An 18,655-nucleotide genomic window follows, 5' to 3' on the forward strand; every position below is an offset into this window, starting at 1 on the left:
TCAGTTGCGACGGTGGGCGTTGAGGCGATGCTCGACGAAGAGCGAGTAGCGCGACATTCCAAAGCAGAAGATGAAGTAGATGATCCCGGCGAAGGCAAAGCCGGTGAACGCGGTCGACGGCGTCGACCATTTCGGATCCGAGAACGACGCGCGGAGCGAGCCCAGCAGGTCGAACAGCGCCACGATCGAGACCAGCGACGTGTCCTTGAACAGCGAGATGAAGCTGTTGACGAGGTTCGGAATGACGTGGCGCAGCGCCTGCGGCAGCACGATCAGCGAGGTTGTCTTCCACCAGGACAGACCCAGGGCGGCCGCCGCTTCGCCCTGCCCGCGCGGGATCGCGGCCAACCCGCCGCGGACGTTCTCGGCCTGATAGGCGCCCGTGAACAGCGCAATGCCGATCAGCGCGCGCACCAGACCGTCGACCGTAAAATTGCCCGGCAGGAACAAAGGCAGCATGTAGGTCGCGAAGAACAGCACGGTGATCAGCGGCACGCCGCGCCAGAACTCGATGAAGGCGATCGAGAAGATCCGGATCAGCGGAATGGTCGAGCGGCGGCCGAGCGCCAGCGCGATGCCGATCGGCAGCGAGGTGACGATGCCGGTCACGGAGACCACCAGCGTCACCAGGAGCCCGCCCCACAGGTTCGTGGCCACGACCGGCAGGCCGCCGTGATCGAGCCCCATCAGCTTGATCACGACCGCGATGGCGATGAAGGTGCCGATGCTGGATGTCAGAGCCCGGCCGCCGGTGCGAACGCCGCCACCAAGAACGAAGGCGATCAGGGAGACGATCGCCGCCGTGATGGCGAAATCGGCCCAGACCGACTGGCCCGTTCCCTGGAGCTGGTCACGCAGCCAGGTCAGCGGAAAGATCAGCCAGTAGATCGCAGTGCCGACCAGCACGATGAGATTGCCGGCCAGCCAGAAGAGCGGCGCGATGGCCGAGGTCTTGGCGAGACTGAGCAGAGCCTGCCCGGCGCCGATGATGCTGTCGTCGAACAATTGCAGCAGGCCGGCCGTCCAGCTCAGGCCGAACCCGGTGATGCCGCCGCCGTGCAGCAGAAAGAACGCCACCACGGGAAAGGCGAAGAAGAAGAGACTTGCGTTCAGTCCTTTCGCCGGCAGGCGCGGAATGAGCAGCGGCAGGAGCAGAACCGCCGCCAGGATCAGCGAGAGGTTGACCCGCCAGCGCTCGGCCTCGGGATAGAAGCCGTAGATCAGTTGCGGCAGCTTGGCCTGGATGTAGGGCCAGCAGGCGCCGACCGTAAAGCCGGCATTCTCGGTCAGGCACGCCGTGCGATCCTTGCCGGTCCAGACCGCATCGACCATCAGGAACTTGACGGAGGGAACGATGGTGAACCAGAGCAGCAAGGCGCCCACGATCGTGAGCAGGATGTTGGTCGGCGAATTGAACAGCCGGGTGCGCACGAGGCCAATGAAGCCCGTGGTCTTCACCGGCGCGGGACGCTCGGTGAGCAGGTCCCGGCGGACGTAGGCGGACGAGGTGATGTCGCTCATGCGCCGAGGCTCCGGCTGACGCGCCAACCATACACGCTCATGATGGCGCTCGTGAGCAAGGAGATCAGGAGGTAGACGCCCATCGTCATGGCAATGATCTCGATCGCCTGCCCGGTCTGGCTCAGCGACGTGCCGGCGAACACCGACACCAGGTCAGGATAGCCGATCGCGACCGCGAGCGAGGAATTCTTGGTGAGGTTGAGGTACTGGTTGGTCAGCGGCGGCACGATGACGCGCATCGCCTGCGGCACGACTATCAGGCGGAGCGTGGTGCCGCGGCTTAAGCCCAGCGAGGAGCCCGCCTCCATCTGCCCCCTGTGGACGGACAGGATGCCGGCGCGCACGATCTCGGCGATGAAGGCGGCGGTGTAGGTCGACAGCGACAGCGCCAGGGCCACGAATTCCGGGATGATCCGCGAGCCGCCGGCGAAATTGAAGCCCTTGAGCTGCGGCACCTCGAAGCTGAAGGGCACACCGGATACCAGCATGGTGGCGAGCGGCAGGGCGAACAGCAGGCCCAGCACATAGGGCCAGATCCGAATCATCTGCCCCCGCTGAAACAAGGCGCGCCGCGCGTAGATGCGCAACGCCAGCGAGGCCACGACCCCGAATGCCAGCACCGCGAGGAACGCCTCGAAGCCGCTCTCGCCGATCGGGCGCGGAATGACGAGGCCGCGATTGCTGACGAAGGCGAGGCCGAGCAGCGAGATGCTCTGCCGGGGATTTGGCAAGGCCGCGAGCACCGCCAGGTACCAGAACAGGATCTGGAACAGCAGCGGCAGGTTGCGGATGACCTCGACATAGATCTCGCCGACGCGCGACAACAGCCAGTTGGGCGACAGCCGGCACAGCGCGACGATGAAGCCGATCACGGTGGCGAAGAAGATGCCCACCACCGAGACCACGAGCGTGTTCAAAAGCCCGACCACGAACACCCGCAGGAACGTGTCCGAGCCGGTGTAGGAGATCAGCGTCTGGTTGACGTCGAAGCCGGCATTGTTCCGCAAGAAACCGAAGCCGGCGGCAATGTGCTGGTTTTCGAGGTTGGCCCGGGCGTTGGAGACGATCTCGTAGCCAATCCAGCCCAGGATCGCCGCGAAGGCAAACTGGACGGCGACGCCGTTCCAGCCTGCCTTGCCGCCCAGAACGCGCCTGATCTTCAGCGCGATCTGGGCCGGCGGTTTTCGAGCCTCGGTGCTCATCGCCGCGGATCAGGCGGGATCAGCGGATCGGCGGCGCGTACTGAAGACCGCCCTTGTTCCAGAGATTGTTGAGGCCACGGTTGATGCCGAGCGGCGAACCGGCACCGACGTTGCGGTCGAACACCTCGCCGTAATTGCCGACGGCCTTCACGATCCGCACCACCCAGTCCTTGGTCAGGCCGAGCTGTTCGCCGAAATTGCCGTCGCTGCCGAGCACGCGCTTCAGCTCCGGATTTTCCAGTTTCGCCTTCTCGTCGACGTTCTTCGAGGTCACGCCGAGCTCTTCGGTGGTGACCAGGGCGAACAGCGTCCATTTCACGATGTCGAACCACTGGTCGTCGCCGTGGCGCACCATCGGCCCGAGCGGCTCCTTCGAGATGATTTCGGGGAGCACCATATGGTCGTTGGGATTGGCAAGCTTGAGGCGGTTGGCGTACAGGCCCGACTGGTCGGTGGTGAAGACGTCGCAGCGACCGGCTTCATAGGCCTTGACGGTCTCGTCGTTGGTGCCGAACGCGATCACCTCGTACTTCATGTTGTTGGCCTTGAAGTAGTCGGCGAGGTTCTGCTCGGTGGTGGTGCCGGTCTGGACACAGACCGAGGCGCTGTTGAGCTCGAGCGCCGAATTCACCTTGAGCGACTTCTTCACCATGAAGCCCTGCCCGTCATAATAGGTCACGCCGGTGAAGTTGGCGCCGAGCGAGGTGTCGCGCGAGATGGTCCAGGTGGTGTTGCGCGAGAGCACGTCGATTTCGCCGGATTGCAGTGCCGTGAAACGATCCTTGGCGGACAACGGCACGTACTTGACCTTGGTCGCATCGTTGAAGATCGCGCCGGCGATCGCGCGGCAGAGGTCGACGTCAAGCCCGGTCCAGTTGCCCTTGTCGTCGGGCGAGGAGAAGCCGGGCAGGCCCTGGCTGACGCCGCAGGACAGCATGCCCCGGTCCTTGATGGTCTTGAGCGTTTGCGCATCGGCGGCCTGGGCGGAGAGGCCGGCGGCGAGAGCGAGGGTGAGAGCCAGGGTTACGCGTTTCATGGGCTGAAGGCCTTTCAAAGTCGTCTCAAGGTCAGGAATGGCGTCTTTGGGATCGTCTCCGCCAGGGCTAGCCGCATCAAGACCAGCCTTGCAAGAGTCATGCTGGAAAACCTTGCCGAACACTCGCCCATCCCGGGAGGCCATACCTTAATCCCCGCCGCAAGCGCCCGCCGTTATGGCTGTGACGCAAGGTCCGGTCAGACGTGGATCGAAGGTCGCGGCAGCCCCTCAACATGCGGCGACTGAATAGCACCCGCGCATCTCAGAACGACTGGCGTGCCGGGTCAAGGGGTTGACGGGACTCTTCTGTGTTCTGTTATTAACGGCAGCGGCCTTCGGCCGGCCCGCGGGCGCGGCGCGCCCGGTGGAAACGCGGTTTTGAAAGCAGACGCATGGATTCCTCGCACCCCTCCCAACAGCACGCCGAGACCCGGCTGGTGACCTCCGGCCGCGACACCAAGGCGCAGAAGGGGTTCGTCAATCCGCCGGTGTTTCACGGTTCGACCGTGCTCTATCCGACCGCCGAGGACCTGCACGCCCATCGCGGCGAGTTCCAGTACGGCCGCCACGGCACCCCCACCACCAGGGCGTTCCAGGAGACGCTGATGGCACTGGAGGGGCCGCAATGCGCCGGCGTCGGCATCGTGCCGTCAGGCCTGTCGGCGATCTCCACCACCCTGCTCTCGGTGCTGAAGACCGGCGACCATCTGCTCGTCTGCGACAACGTCTATCGGCCCTCGCGCAATTTCTGCAACGGTATGCTCGCGCGCCTTGGCATCGAAACCACCTATTTCGATCCGCTGATCGGCGCGGGCATCGACAAGCTGTTCAAGCCCAACACCCGCGCGGTGCTGGTGGAGGCGCCGGGCTCGCAGTCGTTCGAGATGCCTGATATCCGCGCCATCGCCGAGGTCGCGCATGCGCGCGACGCGCTCGTCATCGACGACAACACCTGGGCGACGCCGCTCTATCATCGCTCGCTCGACCAGGGCGTCGACATCAGCATGCAGGCCGCCACCAAATATATCGGCGGCCATTCCGACATCATGTTCGGCACCATCTCGGCCAACGCCAAGGCCTGGCCGCAGATTGCCGAAGGCATCCGCCTGCTCGGCGTCTGCGCCGGCCCTGACGACGTCTTCCTCGCGCTGCGCGGCCTGCGCACGCTGTCGGTGCGATTGGCGCAGCATCATCGCTCGGGGCTCGACATGGCGCGCTGGCTCGCGGCCCGCCCCGAGGTCGCGCGCGTGCTGCATCCGGCGCTCGAAACCGATCCCGGCCATGGGATCTGGAAGCGCGATTTCACGGGCGCGTCGGGCCTGTTCAGCATCGTGTTGAAGCCGGCGCCGCAGAAGGCCGTCGACACCATGCTCAACACGCTCAAGCTGTTCGGCATGGGCTTCTCCTGGGGCGGCTTCGAGAGCCTTGTGATTCCCTTCGATTGCGACGCCTATCGTACCGCCACGAAGTGGTCGCCGGGCGGCCCGACCCTGCGACTGCACATCGGGCTCGAAAGCGTCGACGATCTCAAGTCCGATCTCGATCGCGGCTTCGCTGCCCTCAAGGCGGCAATGTGAGCCTGCTCACAAGGCATCGCGGCGCGGGAACGAGCAACGGACGCAAACGTTAACGCCGACGCGCCAACAAAGGGTTTGAACCGCTGACGTTTGGCGCTAGCCTCACCAATCGACTCCAATCCGGACGCGGAGCATGGGAACGTTGGTTCTGCTCGATCTGATGGGCGGCGTGGCGCTGTTGCTGTGGGGCCTGCACATGGTCCACAGCGGGATTCTGCGCGCCTTCGGCCCGGACCTGCGGCGGCTGCTCGGCAAGGCGCTCGGCAACCGATTCAACGCGTTCGCCGCCGGGCTTGGCCTCACCGCGCTGCTCCAGAGCAGCACGGCGACGGCGCTGATCACCAGCTCATTCGCGGCAGAAGGCCTCGTCAGCCTGGCCGCCGCGCTCGCCATCATGTTGGGGGCCAATGTCGGCACGACGCTGATCGTGCAGGTGCTGTCGTTCAACATCGCAGCCGTTGCGCCTGTCCTGTTCGTGCTCGGGCTCGTCGCCTTCCGCTCCGGCCCACGGTCGCGAATCAAGGATATCGGCCGCGTCTTCATCGGCCTCGGCTTGATGCTGCTGTCGCTGCACATCCTGCTCGACACGCTAGCTCCGGCGGAGAACGCGCCGGGAGTTCGCGTCATGATGTCGGCGATCACGGGCGATCCCGTGCTCTGCATCGTCATCGCCGCGCTCGTCACCTGGGCGGTGCATTCGAGCGTCGCCAGTGTGCTGCTGATCATGTCGCTGGCCTATTCGCAGTTCATCACGCCTTACGCAGCGCTTGCGCTGGTGTTGGGGGCCAATCTCGGCAGCGCCATCAACCCCATGTTCGAGGGCGCCCGGCGCGACGATCCCGCGAGCTACCGCCTGCCGCTCGGCAATCTCGTCAACCGCGTGATCGGGATCGCGCTGGTGCTGCCGTTCCTGGGTGGGATCGCCGAGCACATGCACGCTTGGCAGCCCGATCTCGCCAGGATGACGGCGGCCTTCCACATCGCCTTCAACGTGGGCACGGCCGTCATCTTCATCGGCCTGCTCGACATCATGTCCCGGCTCCTGACCCGGCTGCTGCCTGATCGCGTCCGGGAAGACGATCCGGCCCGGCCGCGCTATCTCGACGAGAGCGCGCTGGAGACGCCGTCACTGGCGCTCGCCGACGCCGCGCGCGAGACCTTGCGCATGGGCGACCTCGTCGAGGTCATGCTGCGCAAGGTGATGGCGGCGATGATGACCGGCGACCGCGCACTGGTCGACCAGGTCACGAAGATGGACAATGTCGTCGACAGCCTCGACGAGGCCATCAAGCTCTATGTGACGAAGCTGATGCGGGGCAGCCTCGACGAGAGCGAGGGGCGGCGCGCGATGGAGATCATCTCCTTCGCCATCAACCTCGAGCATATCGGCGACATCATCGACAAGAGCCTGAGCGAGCTCGCGACCAAGAAGATCAAGCGCCGCTTCCAGTTCTCGGCCGAGGGCGCCGAGGAGCTCGCCGCGTTCCACAAGCGCACGATGGACTCGCTGCGGATCGCCTTCGGCGTCTTCATGTCGGGCGATGCCAACGAAGCGCGCAAGCTGCTGGTGGAGAAGACCACGCTGAAGAACACCGAGCTCGCCGCCGTCGAGCGCCACCTCGACCGCCTGCGCGAGGGCCGCCCCGAGACCATCGAGACCACCTCGCTGCATCTGGACGTGCTGCGCGACCTGCGCCGCATCCACTCGCATATCTGCTCGGCCGCCTATCCCGTGCTCGATGCCGCCGGCGAGCCTTATCGCAGGAGCGAGGCGGATACCGTCCTGCCCGCCTCCGGCGCGGCGTCGGCATTGCCGCGCTAGCGGCGCGCCTCAGCGCTCCAGCGTCTTCGAGGCGCGGCCGCGGTTCTTGATGATCAGCATGATGTTGCGGACATAGATGATGGTCGCGAGCGCCTGTCCGAGGATGATGACGGGCTCGCGCTTCACGACGCCGTAGACCAGCGTCATCAGGCCGCCGCCCATCGAGCAGAACCAGAACGCCATCGGCACCACGCTGTTGCCGGCGCGCTCGCTCGCGATCCACTGCACCAGGAAGCGCGCGGTGAAGAACAGCTGCGCGACGAGGCCGAACGCCAGCCAGAAATCGAACTTGGCGACGAAGACGTCGTAGAGATAGTTGCTCAACGCCTGACCGTATTGGATGATCATGCCTTCACCTCAGTAACATCTGGCGTCGGCTTCTTGCGGCGGATCAGCCACCACACGCCGACGAGGTCCATGATGCCGATCCACAGCCGGTCGAAGAAACCATAGTTTGACACGCCGGAATGGCGCGGCCGGTCGATCACGTCGACATAGGCGATGTCGTAGCCCTCGCGGCGCACCAGCGCCGGCAGGAAGCGATGCAACCCGTCGAAATAGGGCATCATCAGGAACACGTCGCGCCGGAACGCCTTCAGGCCGCAACCGGTATCGCGCGTTCCGTCCTTCAGGATCGCATTGCGGACGCCGTTCGCCACCCGCGACTGGAATTTCTTGAAGCCGGTGTCCTTGCGTCCGACACGCTGACCGGCGGCGAGACCGACACGCCCTGCCCCCTTCTCGACTGCCGCGATCAGGTCGGGCAGGAAGGCGGGATTGTTCTGCCCGTCGCCGTCGAGCGTCGCCACGATCGTGCCGCGCGCTGCGCGCACGCCACTGCGCACTGCTGCCGACTGGCCGCCTGATCTGGCATGGCGAAGCTGCCGGAGATTGTCCCGCTGCTGCATGACCGCGCCGAGCCGTTCGCCGGTCGCGTCCGTCGAGCCGTCATTGACGTAGATGATTTCATAGGCCCAGCGGCCGTCGAGCGCCGCGCCGATCTCCTCGATCAGCGGCGCGATGTTGTCGGCTTCGTTGCGCACGGGAACGACGATGGAAACCGAAGGCTGGGACGACGACAAATCGAAAGCTCGTGGTTGGAATTGGCCTGCCCCGGGGAACCGGCGGTCCCGGCAGGCAGCCGCTTTTATGGGGCGGATGCCCCGTGGGCAACCCTTTTGAGACGGCCCGAGACCGCCCCTGCGAGAGGCACAATGGTGCCGTCGGCGCGGATGGCAAAGCCGAGCCTCCGGGCCGCGAACCAGTAGCGCACCGCCATGGCGCCGACGATGCCGACCAGAGCGCCGGCGACGACATCGCTCGGATGATGCGCGAGCAGCACCAGCCGGGTCAGCAGGATCACGATTGCGTAAGTGAACATGAACACGCGCAGGCGCGGCCACAGCGCCGAGACCGCAAACGCCAGCGCGAACGCCGTCACCGCATGACCCGACGGCAGACTGGCATAAGCCCCCGTTCCCTCGAACGGGATGAAGTGGAACGGATCGGCCTTGCCGCTCACGAACGGGCGTCCGCGACCGATGAGATATTTCAGGATCTCGACAACGAACACGGACAGGGCAACAGACAGAAACATGTACTGCAACCGCGTACCGAGGCCGAGCAGCAGCCCGCGACGGGTGCCGCGCAATCCCGCTGCAACGAGCGCCAGGACCACCAGCGTCCCCCCGAGCACCGAGAGCACATACTCGTCCTTGCCGAAATCGGTCAGGATGCGGATCGGCCACAGGCTCGGTGTGCCGCGCGCGGGCATCAGCTGAATCTCGGTCTGATCGAACGCGAGCATCAGCACGATAATCAAGGCCGCACCGGCCGCGCTGAGCCACAGCGAATGCCGCGCCAGCTTTCGCGCGGCTTCGGCGCGGCGCGAATGCGAAGGCGTGCGGACGAGCTGCGCCAGGGCACGGCCCGACACGGCGAGCAATTGCGCGGGATAGCCCGGGCGCGGCGTGATGTCGGCTGGCGCCGGCATCCTACTCAGTGCCTTCGGAGCGGAAGATCGAGATCGAGATCGCGCGCCCTTGCGAGAAATTATAGCCGTCGATGCGCGTACCGACCTTGTAGCGCAGCCCGATCGCCTCGGCGCGCTGCACGAAGCTGCGCTCCGAGCGCTGCTCGATCAGCGCGAAGCGACAGCTCCCCTGCCGCAGGAAATCCGCCGCGCCCGAGCCATCGGTGAGCAGCGTCTGCGTGCCCGTCAGGAAAACGAGGCTCGGCTCGTGATAGCCGGCGGCGGCCGCCTTCGGCCCGACGCAGGTGACGTTGCGAAGCGCGCGTGCGATCTCGATGCTCGGAAACAGCGGGGTCAGCGACGGCAGCACGATGCCGTAGACCACGACCGCGAGCATCAGCGCTGCGACCAGTGCGTTGAGCAGCGAGCGCTCGGCGCGATTGGTGTCGAACAGCCACCAAGCGAACAGACCGAAAATGAGCGAGGCCGCGATGAACGGCCAGGCCACGAACGCCGGTTGGCGCGTCAGCATGACCGAGCCGACCACGGCGATGATCGAAGCGGCAGCGGGAATCGCGAACCACCAGGCCGAGCCGCGCGCGAGCCACGAGCGCGACAGCACGTTGCGCTCCAGCGCACCGACGGTGAGGATCGCGATCGCCGGATACAGCGGCAGCACGTAATGCGGCAGCTTGGTCAGCACCGCCTCGAACACGATCCAGGACGGGATCAGCCAGGCCAGCAGAAACTGCGCGCCGGGCTCGCGCCGGGCCCGCCACACCGCCGGCGCCGCCATCGCCGCAAGCGGCGCGCCCGGCCAGAATGTGATCCAGAACAGCGCCAGGTACAGTCCGGGCGGCGCGCCATGGGATTCCTGGGCGCCGATTTTGCTCAGCATGTCGCCGCCGACGGAATCGGCGAAGAAGGCATCGCCCGCGCGCCAGAAGATCGCGACGAACCAGGGCAGCACCAGCACCAGCATCCACATCAGGCCCCAGAGCGGACGCAGCTTCCACAGCCACGAGGCATCACGGTCCTGGATCGCGAGCGCGACGATGGTGAGGCCTGCGAACATCAGGATCAGCGGACCCTTGATGAGGATGCCGACGGCGAGCGCGGTCCAGAAGATCGCGGGCCAGCTCCAGGGCGGATGGGTCTCATCCTCGGCGCGCTGCCACGACAGATAGGCACGCGACATCGCGCCCATCGCGGCGGTCACGCAGAACAGCAGCATCGCATCGGTCTTCGCCAGCCGTGCCTCGACGCCGAGCAGCACGGAGGCGCACATCAGGAGCGCGGCAAGCACCGCCGCGCGCCGCGTGACGAAGCCGAGCGCGGCCCAATAGGTCATCAGCACGGCGCCGATGGCGCCGATCAGCGACGGCAGCCGGTACACCCAGATCCGCAATTCGGCCTTCGGCAGCTTGAGCGCGGATGCGGCTTCAACCGCGGCCGCTTGCAACCAGTAGATGCCGACCGGCTTCTTGTAGCGGACGTCTTCCTGGAAACGGATGTCGACATATTCGCCGCTCTCGACCATCTGCTTGGTCGCTTGCGCAAAGCGCGCCTCGTCGCGGTCAACAGGCGGGATGGTGAAGAAGCCCGGGAGGAATAGCAGCAGCGCGCAGAGCAGCAGGAAGCCGACCGCGCGGGCGTGGCTGGCCGTGGCGACGTCGAGCATGGACACGAGCCGGCTGCCCGGATTTACGGGCGCTTTCGGCTCGCGGGGTGCTCCAAAACGGGGGCTGGGATAGGTCTCGGCCATTGGTTCCGCTTACGCTGAAACCGTCATTCCGACAACCGGTTAAGGCGGGGTCATTGAATTCGAATGACAACTGTGTCCGCGGCGCCAGTGGCGTCGATCACGGTCAGCCGCGCAAAGCCCGGACCGGGCGGATCGATCAGGCGCTGGCGGCGCCCGTCGATCTCGCCGAGTGATGTTCCATTAACCATGACGGTCATGGGAAGGACGCCGCCGGCGACCTTCACCGGCATGGCTGCGCTCCCCTCGCCGCCGGAACGGTCGACATCGATCCGCGAGCCGTTCAGCGGGAACTGGATGTGTAGCGCCTGCTCGCTGCCGGTCCGCACCAGGTCTCCGACCGGGCGGAACCGTTTCAGCGGCAATGGCAACTTGGCGTTGCTGGCGACCAGGGTTCCCTTCGGCGGCTTCGGCAACGGAACCAGCGTCTTGCCGGTGCGGGCAAAGGCATCGAACAGGATCGGGGCTGCGGCCACGCGGCCGATCAGCCCGGGAACCGGCGCACCATCGGGCCGGCCGACCCAGACGCCGATGGTCATGCGGCCGTCGAAGCCGACCGACCATGCGTCGCGATAGCCGTAGGAGGTGCCGGTCTTGAACGCGATGCGGTTATGGGCGGCATTTTCGGGCGGCGGCGTGCCCAGAAGCGCGTTGCCGACCTGCCAGGCCGCGACCTGGTCCAGCAGCCGCAACGGTTCCCGATCGTCGCGGCCGGTCATGAGGTCGCGCAACGGCATGGTGGTGCCGAGCCGGGCGAAACCCGTATAGAGCTGGGTGAGGTCCTGCAGCGTCACACCGACGCCGCCGAGTCCCATCGCGAGCCCCGGTGCCTCGTCCTTGGGCAGGACCAGATTGCCGCCGGCCTGTCGCAGCCGCGACGACAGCCGACTCGCGCCGACGCGGTCGAGCAGCACGATCGCTGGAACGTTCAGCGACAATTGCAGCGCCTTCTTCACCGGCACCGTGCCCTGAAACGTCATGTCGAAATTTTCCGGCGCGTAGGAGCCAAAGCGGACGGGCCGGTCGTCGATCAGACTGTCGGGGTGGACGAAGCCGTCCTCGAAGGCGAGCCCATAGATGAAGGGCTTTAGCGTCGACCCCGGCGAACGGACGGCGCGGGTCATGTCGACCTGCCCCGCCCGGATCTCGTCGAAATAATCGGCCGATCCGACGCGGGCGAGCACGTCGCCGCTCTCATTGTCGACCACGATGATGCCGACCGAGATGTTGGGCCCGAGCGCAATGGCGCGGTCGCGCGCCAGCGGCTCCAGCACCTTCTGCAGATTGGCATCGAGCGTCAGCTTGATGACCGGCGTATCCTTGACCGTCGACAGCGCCGTGTCGGAGGCGTGCGGCGCGAGGATCGGCATCGGCTTGCGCAGCTTTGGCACGGGCACGGCTTTGGCCTGCTTCGCGTCCTCAGGGCTGACCACATTCTCCTCGACCATCCGGTCCAGCACGCGGTCGCGGGCTTTACGTGCAGCCTCGGGATAGCGATCGAGCCGGCGCGTCTCCGGCGATTGCGGCAGCGCCACCAGCAGCGCGGCCTCGGCCAGCGAGAGCCGCTTCGGCTCCTTGCCGAGATAGGCGATCGAGGCCGAGCGGATGCCTTCGAGATTGCCGCCATAGGGCGCCAGCGCGAGATAGAGGTCCAGGATCTCGGCCTTGCTCATGCTGCGCTCGATCTCGATCGCCCGCACGATCTGCCGCAGCTTGGCATAGAGCGAGCGCTGCCGCCGCGGCTCCATCAGCCGCGCCAGCTGCATCGAGATGGTCGAGCCGCCCGAGACGATGTGGCCACGCGTGGTGAGCTGTAGTGCGGCGCGCCCGAGAGCGAGCGGGTCGAGACCGTTATGCGCGTAGAAGCGCTGGTCCTCATAGGCGAGCAGCAGCTTGAGGTAGGTCGGATCGACGTTGGCCCTGGCATCGACCGGCAGCCGCCCGCGGCCGTCCGCCATGGCATAGGCGCGCAGCAGTTTTCCGTTGCGATCGACGACCGTGGTGGAGACTTGGCGCGCCTCGTCGAGCGGGAGCGGGCCGAGCGAGTAGACCCAGGCGACGAAGCCGACGATGGCGAGGATGAAAGCAACGGCAGCGGCTGAGAGGACGCGAAGCCCTCCGCCGCTCGCTCCACTGCCGTCATTCCGGGATGGTCCGAAGGACCAGACCCGGAATCTCGAGATTCCGGGGTCGGCGCTTCGCACCGCCCCGGAATGACGAGATACTTGATTGGCCTCGCTCATCTCACCACTCACTTCGCCGTCCGCACCTCGACGTTACCCGTCCCGGTCCGGCCGTAGCGCGAGGGATTGTACATGTCCTCGACATAGGCCTGCGGCAGCACGTATTTGCCGGGCGAGACCGCGCGCACGACGTAGGCGACGGTGAAGACCGACTTGGAGTCCGAGGCGCGATCGACCGCCGCCGTAAAGCGGTCGTCACGGAACTCGGTATCCTCGGGCTCCTCGCCGTCCTCGATCCAGTCCAGCGTGCCGCTGTCGCCCGACGACACCAGCTTCGGATTGTCGATCTCGAGGCCCGCGGGCAGATAGTCGGACACCATGATGTGGCCGTACTCGGGCTTCGCCTCGGTGATCTTCAGCACCACGGCGAAACGCTGGTTCTGCTTGACCTTGCTGATGTCGGCGGGCTTGCCGTCGAGCGTGAAGTAATTGCGCTCGATCTTGAAGCCGTTCGATGCAGCCGGCTCCGGCGTGACCGGCGAGCCCGACACCGAGACCACCGCCTGAACCGGCGCATCGCCGGTGTTGGTGATCTTCAGCGGCTTGCCCTCCAGCGTCACGGCCTTGTAGCTGCGGTACAGCGCGGTCTTGACCGGCTGGCCGTCGACTTCCATCGACAGGTTCTCCTTGGCGAGCGCGCGCGCCGCCAGCACCAACCACGCATTCTCCTGCGTGGAGGTGTAGGGCGTCAGACCGCGTGCGGTCTCGACCCGCGACACCGCCTGCGTCAGCGTCGCCTTCGGCGCGTTGCCTTCGCTGGCGAGCGAGACCAGCGCTGCGGCATCGCGCAGCTGCGAGCCGTAGTCGGTACGGCCGAACTCCAGCACCGGCTTCGGCGCGAGGCTGTCGAGGGCGGCACCGTAGACGCGTTCTGCGCGGTTGCGGTCGCCAACCAGTGCGAGCGCCGCCGCAAGCTGCGACTTCGCGATCGGGGTCGCGAGGTTGCTCAACTTGGTGTCGGCGAGATAGCGGAGATCGCCGATCGGCGCCGCGCCATTGCGTGCGAGCACGTAGAGGCCGTAGGCGAGATCGCGCCCGCCGTCCTTCTCGGGCTCGTTGCCGGTCACGACCGAGTTGCGGATACGGTCGAGCGCGTTCTTGAACAGCACGTCCGGCACCACAAAGCCCTTTTCGCGGGCGCGGGTGAGAAAGTCCGTCACGTAGGCGTCGAGCCAGGCGTCGTCGCCTCCGGCCGACCACAGGCCGAACGAGCCGTTGGCGCCCTGGCGCGCCAGGAGCCGCTCGATGGCGTCGCGGATGCGCTGGTCGACCTCGGTGTCCATGGCCAGATGCGCGCCGGCGGCGAGCTCGTTGACATAGAGCAACGGCAAGGCACGGCTCGTGATCTGTTCCGAGCAGCCATAGGGGTAGCGGTCGAGCGCCTTCAGGATCGTTGCGGCGTCGAGCGCCGTCGACAGGCTGGCCGAAACCGAGACGCTGCCGGTGCCCGGGACGAGATCGGAGAACATGTCCGAGGTCAGCGTCAGGCTTTCACCCTTCGCCAGCGTCCGGATCGAACGCCGCGCCAGCACCTGGGTCGCCGCCTTGACGTCGAGCGCATAGTGACGCGCCAGCGCAAGCCCGTTCGGTCCCTTGATGTCGACGTCGAGCGTCGCCTGCCCCGCCGCGGTCGCGTCGATCGCGAGCGTAAACGCGTTGCGCTGCTTGGCGGCCAGCTTGACCGTGGTTGCGGGATTGCCGGTCATCTTCACCGGGCCGCCGGTCTTCACGTTGATGACGTAGTCGCCGGCCTGGCCCTCGACATTGTCGATCTCGAGATTGACCGTGCCGTGGTCGCCATTGAGCAGGAAGCGCGGCAAGGTCGTGGTCAGCACCACGGGATCGCGGATCACGACATCCGTGTTGGCGCGGCCGAGCTTTGTCGCGGTCCAGGCCACCGCCATCACGCGCGCGGTGCCGGCGAACTCGGGGATATCGAAGCTCACTTCGGCGGTGCCGTCGGCGGCGACCGTGACGATGCCCGAGTAGAGCGCGAGCGGCTTTTGCGTGGGCGGAGAGCCCTGCAATTCGCCGGCGCCGGCATCGCCGCCGGACTTGATCTGTCCGCGGGTGCCCGACATGCCGTCGATCAGTTGCCCATAGAGATCGCGAATCTCCGCGCTCAGGCGGCGCTGGCCGAGATAGTAATCGTCCGGCGCCGGCGGCTTGTAGTTGGTGAGGTTGAGGATGCCCACGTCGACCGCAGCGATGACGATTTTGGCGTCCTCACCCGGATTGAGCCCGTCGAGCTTGACCGGGATCTTCAACATCGCATTTGGCCGGATCAATCCCGGCGGCGTCAGCTTCACCTGGAGCGTGCGGGTCTGCTTGTCGATGCCGAACCATTTCAGGCCGATCGCCCGGCCCGGCATGCGTTGCGCAGCCGCATCGAGCGGGCGGCGCAGCGTCGCCACCACATAGGCGCCGGTGCCCCAGTCCTTGCCGACCGGCAGCCTCACCTGCGCGGTACCTTCCTTGACGTCGATGGTCTGCGTCGTCAGCAGACGGTCGCCGAGCACGTTGACGGTGAGCTTGCCGGCGCTGCGGACGTTCACCGACACCGTCATGGTGTCGCCGGAGGCGTATTGCGGCTTGTCGATCGAGGTCTCCAGCAGGTCCGGCGTGTCGGCGCTGCCGTCGGAATACCAGCCGACGTCGAACTGCACCGAGGTCACCGGGCCGTCGGCATCGTTCGACCTCACATCGAGCCGGTAGCGGCCGGGCTGCGGGCTGAGCGAAATCCGCGACGGCTTGTCGGCCGCGATCGTCACGTCGCCGTCGGAAACGCGCGAAGTCGATTTGACCGGCTCGTACTCCCAGTAATTGTTCTGGCGGTACCACTGGTAGCGCGACTCCATCTTCAGGAGTTCGTAGCGCAGGCCATCGCGGCGCAGCCTCTCACCTTCGGGCGAGACGAATACGACGTCGAACTCCGCCTTGTCGCCCTCGGCGACGTTCTTGTCGCCGAACAGCGGCTTGATGCCGATCATGGCGTTGGCGGGCGCGACCGGCAGCACGATCTTGCGTTCGACGGCACGGCCGCCGGTCTCGACCATGCGAACGAAGATCTGCGCCTCCTGCGGGCGCGTCGAGACAGGCTGCTTGTCCAGCGTCACCGGGAAGGTGGCAACGCCATTGGCGTCGGCCTCCGGCAAATTCTCCAGCGGCGTGCGCTCGTTCGAGGTGGTCTCCTCGTCGGCGACGCCGAACTGGTAGCCGGCAAAGCCCGGGCGTTCGCTCGCGGGCGCGACCAGCATGTCGCCTTCGAGCTGGAGCCCGGAGGCCGGCGCGCCATAGAGGAAATGGCCATCCGCCTTAAGCTCCACCGGAGCGTTAGCTTTGATCAGCTTGTCCTTGGCGGACAGGTCGAATTCGATCCTGTCTGGGACATAGTCCTCGACCATGAAGGTGGTTTCGCCGACCGACGAGCCCTTCGGATCGGTGAAGGCGCGGACCCGCCAGGTTCCGGTCGGGACGGCCGAATTGAGCGGCACGGACAGCGTACGGCCGCCGGCGCCCTGGTCGGCCAACACGGCGCGGCGGAATTCGACGCCGTCGGGGCGCTCGATCACCAGCGTCAGCGGCCCGCCGGCAACGGCATTGCCCTGCCCGTCGCGCAAGAGCGCGGTGAGATAGACGGTCTCGCTGGAGCGATAGACGCCGCGCTCGGCATAGACGAAGGCATCGGCGCCCGATGGCACCGCCCGGCCCGAAACGCCGCGGTCGGACAGGTCGAAAGCGGAGGTCTTCAGGCTCAGGAAGGCATAGTCGGCCTTCTCGCCCGTGACCGTCAGCATCGCCGGCGACAGGCCGCCCTCGCCGCGCGCAAGGCCCGCCTCGAACAGCACATGGCCGCTGTCGTCGGTCTTGCGGGTCGCCAAAATCTCGTTGTTGCGGGCGACTAGCCGGACCTCGGCCTTGCCGACCGGGTCGGTCGAGGCCAGCGAATTGACGAAGACGTGGATGCCGTCATTGCCGGAATAGGCGGTGACCCCGAGGTCGGAGACGATGAACCATTGCGTCGCGAGCTGGTAGTCGTCGTCCGAGCCCGGCCCCTTGGCCGCGGCGGTCATCACATAGACGCCGGGCTGAAGCTCGCCCAACGCCTGGTCGACCGGGAATGCGGTGGTGACGTCCTGGTTCAGCGTCATCGCGGTCGCGAGCTCGCCGGTCCAGACCTTGACGCCGCGCTCGCCGCCGAGATCGGCGAGCTGGTAGCGCGACAGCGTCTTCTGGAAATCGCTGTCGACCACCGTGTTGATCAGGTTGCGGTCGCCGATCCGGAAGACGTTGACGCTGACGGCGGGCGTGTTGACGCTGACCACGGGAATGCCGCGCTGGCCGGTCCGCGGCAGCACATAGGCGCGGCTGTTGAAGCGTACGAACGGCTTGCGGTCGCGCACATAGACGTTGAACTCGGCCGATTTCGGCAGGCCCTCCTTCACGGTGGACGGCAGGCCGGCGCGCAGATTGATGTTGTAGCGCTCGCCGTGCTTCAGCCCGTCGACGCAGAGCTGCTTGCCTTCGGCCGACAGCGCCGGCTTGTCCTGGCCCGCCAGCGCGAGATACGGCGCGAAATCGGTGCGCTTGGCCAGCTCCTCCGAGAACTGGAAGCAGGCGCGCGGGCTCGCCGAATCCGAATCCACGGTATAGTCGAGCAGCCGGAAGCCGTGCTCGTCGCGCATCTTCTCGTATTGGCCGCGGACGTCGGCGACCTCGCGCATGTCGAGCGACAGCCGCAGTGCATCCAGCGCCGGCCGCCACAGCTTGCGTTCGGCCAGCGACTTGCCGAGCACGGCGAGCGCATCCGCCTCCTCGCCCGCATTGCCGGCGCGCTGGTAGGCGATGTAGGCGGCGGTCGAGGCCCGCTCCAGCAGGAAGGTTTGCTCGCTCGAGTTCTTCGGCGAGATCTGGAAGATCACCTTGGCGAGCCGCAGCCAGTTGCCGGTATCCTCCGGCGTGGTCGCGGCGATCTGGCCGAGCACCGACAGCCCGGTGCGGGGATCGTTGCGCCGGAAGGCGGCGTCGGCGTCCATGCGCAGCGTCGCGCTGGTCTTGGCGACCGGCCCCGCTTCGCTCTTGATCTGGGCCTCCAGCTTGATCGCGGAATCGGCGAGGTCGTCGCGCTTGAACGCCTTGTCGGCGGCCAGCGCAGCGCTAAGGCCGAGCGCCAGCGTGGCGCAGAATGTGACGGCGCGAACAAGACCGATCATAATGGACTCCCGGAAATCGCGGCGAACGCCGCGTGAGCATGAAATGCGCGGAAAGGTGACGGACTCAAGGCGATGGAACCAAAGGTGCAAATCGTCGCATTCGCCATGACAAGGCAAGCCCTGAGGAGACCGATCGAGATATCGCCGCGCACGCCGTCCTGATGGCGCAGCCCTACCTGACCGATCGACCGGCGGTCGTGTCCCGGAAGCTGGCCAGCGTTCCCGGCGATGTGATCCATCGTCCAGTCCGCTGCCGCTCAACCCGGCACCCTGACACCCCACCGTTCCGCTTAGTCGCGGCGTTGAG

12 protein-coding genes are annotated in these 18,655 nt (G+C 66.4%); 2 read left to right on the forward strand and 10 right to left on the reverse strand.

Features of this window, described 5'->3' with window-relative positions; genetic code table 11:
• The 3 genes from BJ6T_RS25670 to BJ6T_RS25680 are packed head-to-tail and all read right to left on the reverse strand — an operon-like array spanning window position 1 to window position 3,759.
• Window positions 1-1,521, reverse strand: a complete 1,521-nt coding sequence (locus BJ6T_RS25670) for an amino acid ABC transporter permease (RefSeq protein ID WP_014495415.1) — start codon at window positions 1,519-1,521, stop codon at window positions 1-3.
• Window positions 1,518-2,723 carry an amino acid ABC transporter permease gene (locus BJ6T_RS25675; protein WP_014495416.1) on the reverse strand — a complete coding sequence of 402 codons (1,206 nt, stop codon included), beginning with the start codon at window positions 2,721-2,723 and terminating at the stop codon, window positions 1,518-1,520. Before BJ6T_RS25675 ends, BJ6T_RS25670 begins: the two co-directional genes overlap by 4 nt.
• 19 nt (window positions 2,724-2,742) lie before the next feature.
• Window positions 2,743-3,759 (reverse strand): amino acid ABC transporter substrate-binding protein, encoded by a 1,017-nt coding sequence (locus BJ6T_RS25680; RefSeq protein WP_014495417.1) that lies wholly within the window; start codon window positions 3,757-3,759, stop codon window positions 2,743-2,745.
• Between the two features lie 392 nt (window positions 3,760-4,151).
• Between BJ6T_RS25680 and metC the strand changes: the two genes are divergently transcribed.
• Window positions 4,152-5,336, forward strand: a complete 1,185-nt coding sequence (gene metC, locus BJ6T_RS25685; protein ID WP_014495418.1) for a cystathionine beta-lyase — start codon at window positions 4,152-4,154, stop codon at window positions 5,334-5,336.
• 133 nt (window positions 5,337-5,469) lie between these two features.
• On the forward strand, window positions 5,470-7,158 hold the full coding sequence (locus BJ6T_RS25690; RefSeq protein WP_014495419.1) for a Na/Pi cotransporter family protein: 1,689 nt from the start codon (window positions 5,470-5,472) through the stop codon (window positions 7,156-7,158).
• Between the two features lie 9 nt (window positions 7,159-7,167).
• On the opposite strand, the gene BJ6T_RS25695 is transcribed toward BJ6T_RS25690, so the two are convergent.
• The 7 genes from BJ6T_RS25695 to BJ6T_RS45925 form a co-directional block, all read right to left on the reverse strand.
• Complete coding sequence (locus BJ6T_RS25695) at window positions 7,168-7,506, reverse strand: lipid-A-disaccharide synthase N-terminal domain-containing protein (protein ID WP_014495420.1); 339 nt, start codon at window positions 7,504-7,506, stop codon at window positions 7,168-7,170.
• A complete protein-coding gene (locus tag BJ6T_RS25700) occupies window positions 7,503-8,240 on the reverse strand; it encodes a glycosyltransferase family 2 protein (RefSeq protein ID WP_014495421.1) in 738 nt (245 codons plus the stop codon). The genes BJ6T_RS25695 and BJ6T_RS25700 overlap by 4 nt, the downstream gene beginning before the upstream one ends.
• Window positions 8,241-8,305: 65 nt before the next feature.
• The gene (locus tag BJ6T_RS25705) at window positions 8,306-9,151 is read right to left on the reverse strand and encodes a phosphatase PAP2 family protein (protein ID WP_014495422.1); all 846 of its coding nucleotides are present in this window, start codon (window positions 9,149-9,151) and stop codon (window positions 8,306-8,308) included.
• A 1-nt stretch (window position 9,152) separates the two neighbouring features.
• On the reverse strand, window positions 9,153-10,895 hold the full coding sequence (locus tag BJ6T_RS25710; RefSeq protein ID WP_014495423.1) for an ArnT family glycosyltransferase: 1,743 nt from the start codon (window positions 10,893-10,895) through the stop codon (window positions 9,153-9,155).
• Between the two features lie 50 nt (window positions 10,896-10,945).
• Window positions 10,946-13,135 (reverse strand): penicillin-binding protein 1C, encoded by a 2,190-nt coding sequence (gene pbpC, locus BJ6T_RS25715; RefSeq protein WP_014495424.1) that lies wholly within the window; start codon window positions 13,133-13,135, stop codon window positions 10,946-10,948.
• A gap of 8 nt (window positions 13,136-13,143) precedes the next feature.
• Window positions 13,144-18,348 carry an alpha-2-macroglobulin family protein gene (locus BJ6T_RS25720; RefSeq protein WP_014495425.1) on the reverse strand — a complete coding sequence of 1,735 codons (5,205 nt, stop codon included), beginning with the start codon at window positions 18,346-18,348 and terminating at the stop codon, window positions 13,144-13,146.
• Window positions 18,345-18,587, reverse strand: a complete 243-nt coding sequence (locus tag BJ6T_RS45925; protein ID WP_141378505.1) for a hypothetical protein — start codon at window positions 18,585-18,587, stop codon at window positions 18,345-18,347. The genes BJ6T_RS25720 and BJ6T_RS45925 overlap by 4 nt, the downstream gene beginning before the upstream one ends.
• Window positions 18,588-18,655 lie beyond the last annotated feature (68 nt).

It is taken from the genome of Bradyrhizobium japonicum USDA 6 (genome assembly GCF_000284375.1).
Lineage (GTDB): Bacteria > Pseudomonadota > Alphaproteobacteria > Rhizobiales > Xanthobacteraceae > Bradyrhizobium > Bradyrhizobium japonicum.

Excerpts from the sequence above, each read along its gene's own strand:
- BJ6T_RS25680 (WP_014495417.1), bottom strand. The coding sequence starts at position 3,759 with ATGAAACGCGTAACCCTGGCTCTCACCCTCGCTCTCGCCGCCGGCCTC.
- BJ6T_RS25695 (WP_014495420.1), bottom strand. The coding sequence starts at position 7,506 with ATGATCATCCAATACGGTCAGGCGTTGAGCAACTATCTCTACGACGTC.
- BJ6T_RS25675 (WP_014495416.1), bottom strand. The coding sequence starts at position 2,723 with ATGAGCACCGAGGCTCGAAAACCGCCGGCCCAGATCGCGCTGAAGATC.
- BJ6T_RS25720 (WP_014495425.1), bottom strand. The coding sequence starts at position 18,348 with ATGATCGGTCTTGTTCGCGCCGTCACATTCTGCGCCACGCTGGCGCTC.
- BJ6T_RS25710 (WP_014495423.1), bottom strand. The coding sequence starts at position 10,895 with ATGGCCGAGACCTATCCCAGCCCCCGTTTTGGAGCACCCCGCGAGCCG.
- pbpC (WP_014495424.1), bottom strand. The coding sequence starts at position 13,135 with ATGAGCGAGGCCAATCAAGTATCTCGTCATTCCGGGGCGGTGCGAAGC.
- BJ6T_RS25670 (WP_014495415.1), bottom strand. The coding sequence starts at position 1,521 with ATGAGCGACATCACCTCGTCCGCCTACGTCCGCCGGGACCTGCTCACC.
- BJ6T_RS25705 (WP_014495422.1), bottom strand. The coding sequence starts at position 9,151 with ATGCCGGCGCCAGCCGACATCACGCCGCGCCCGGGCTATCCCGCGCAA.
- BJ6T_RS45925 (WP_141378505.1), bottom strand. The coding sequence starts at position 18,587 with ATGGATCACATCGCCGGGAACGCTGGCCAGCTTCCGGGACACGACCGC.
- metC (WP_014495418.1), top strand. The coding sequence starts at position 4,152 with ATGGATTCCTCGCACCCCTCCCAACAGCACGCCGAGACCCGGCTGGTG.
- BJ6T_RS25690 (WP_014495419.1), top strand. The coding sequence starts at position 5,470 with ATGGGAACGTTGGTTCTGCTCGATCTGATGGGCGGCGTGGCGCTGTTG.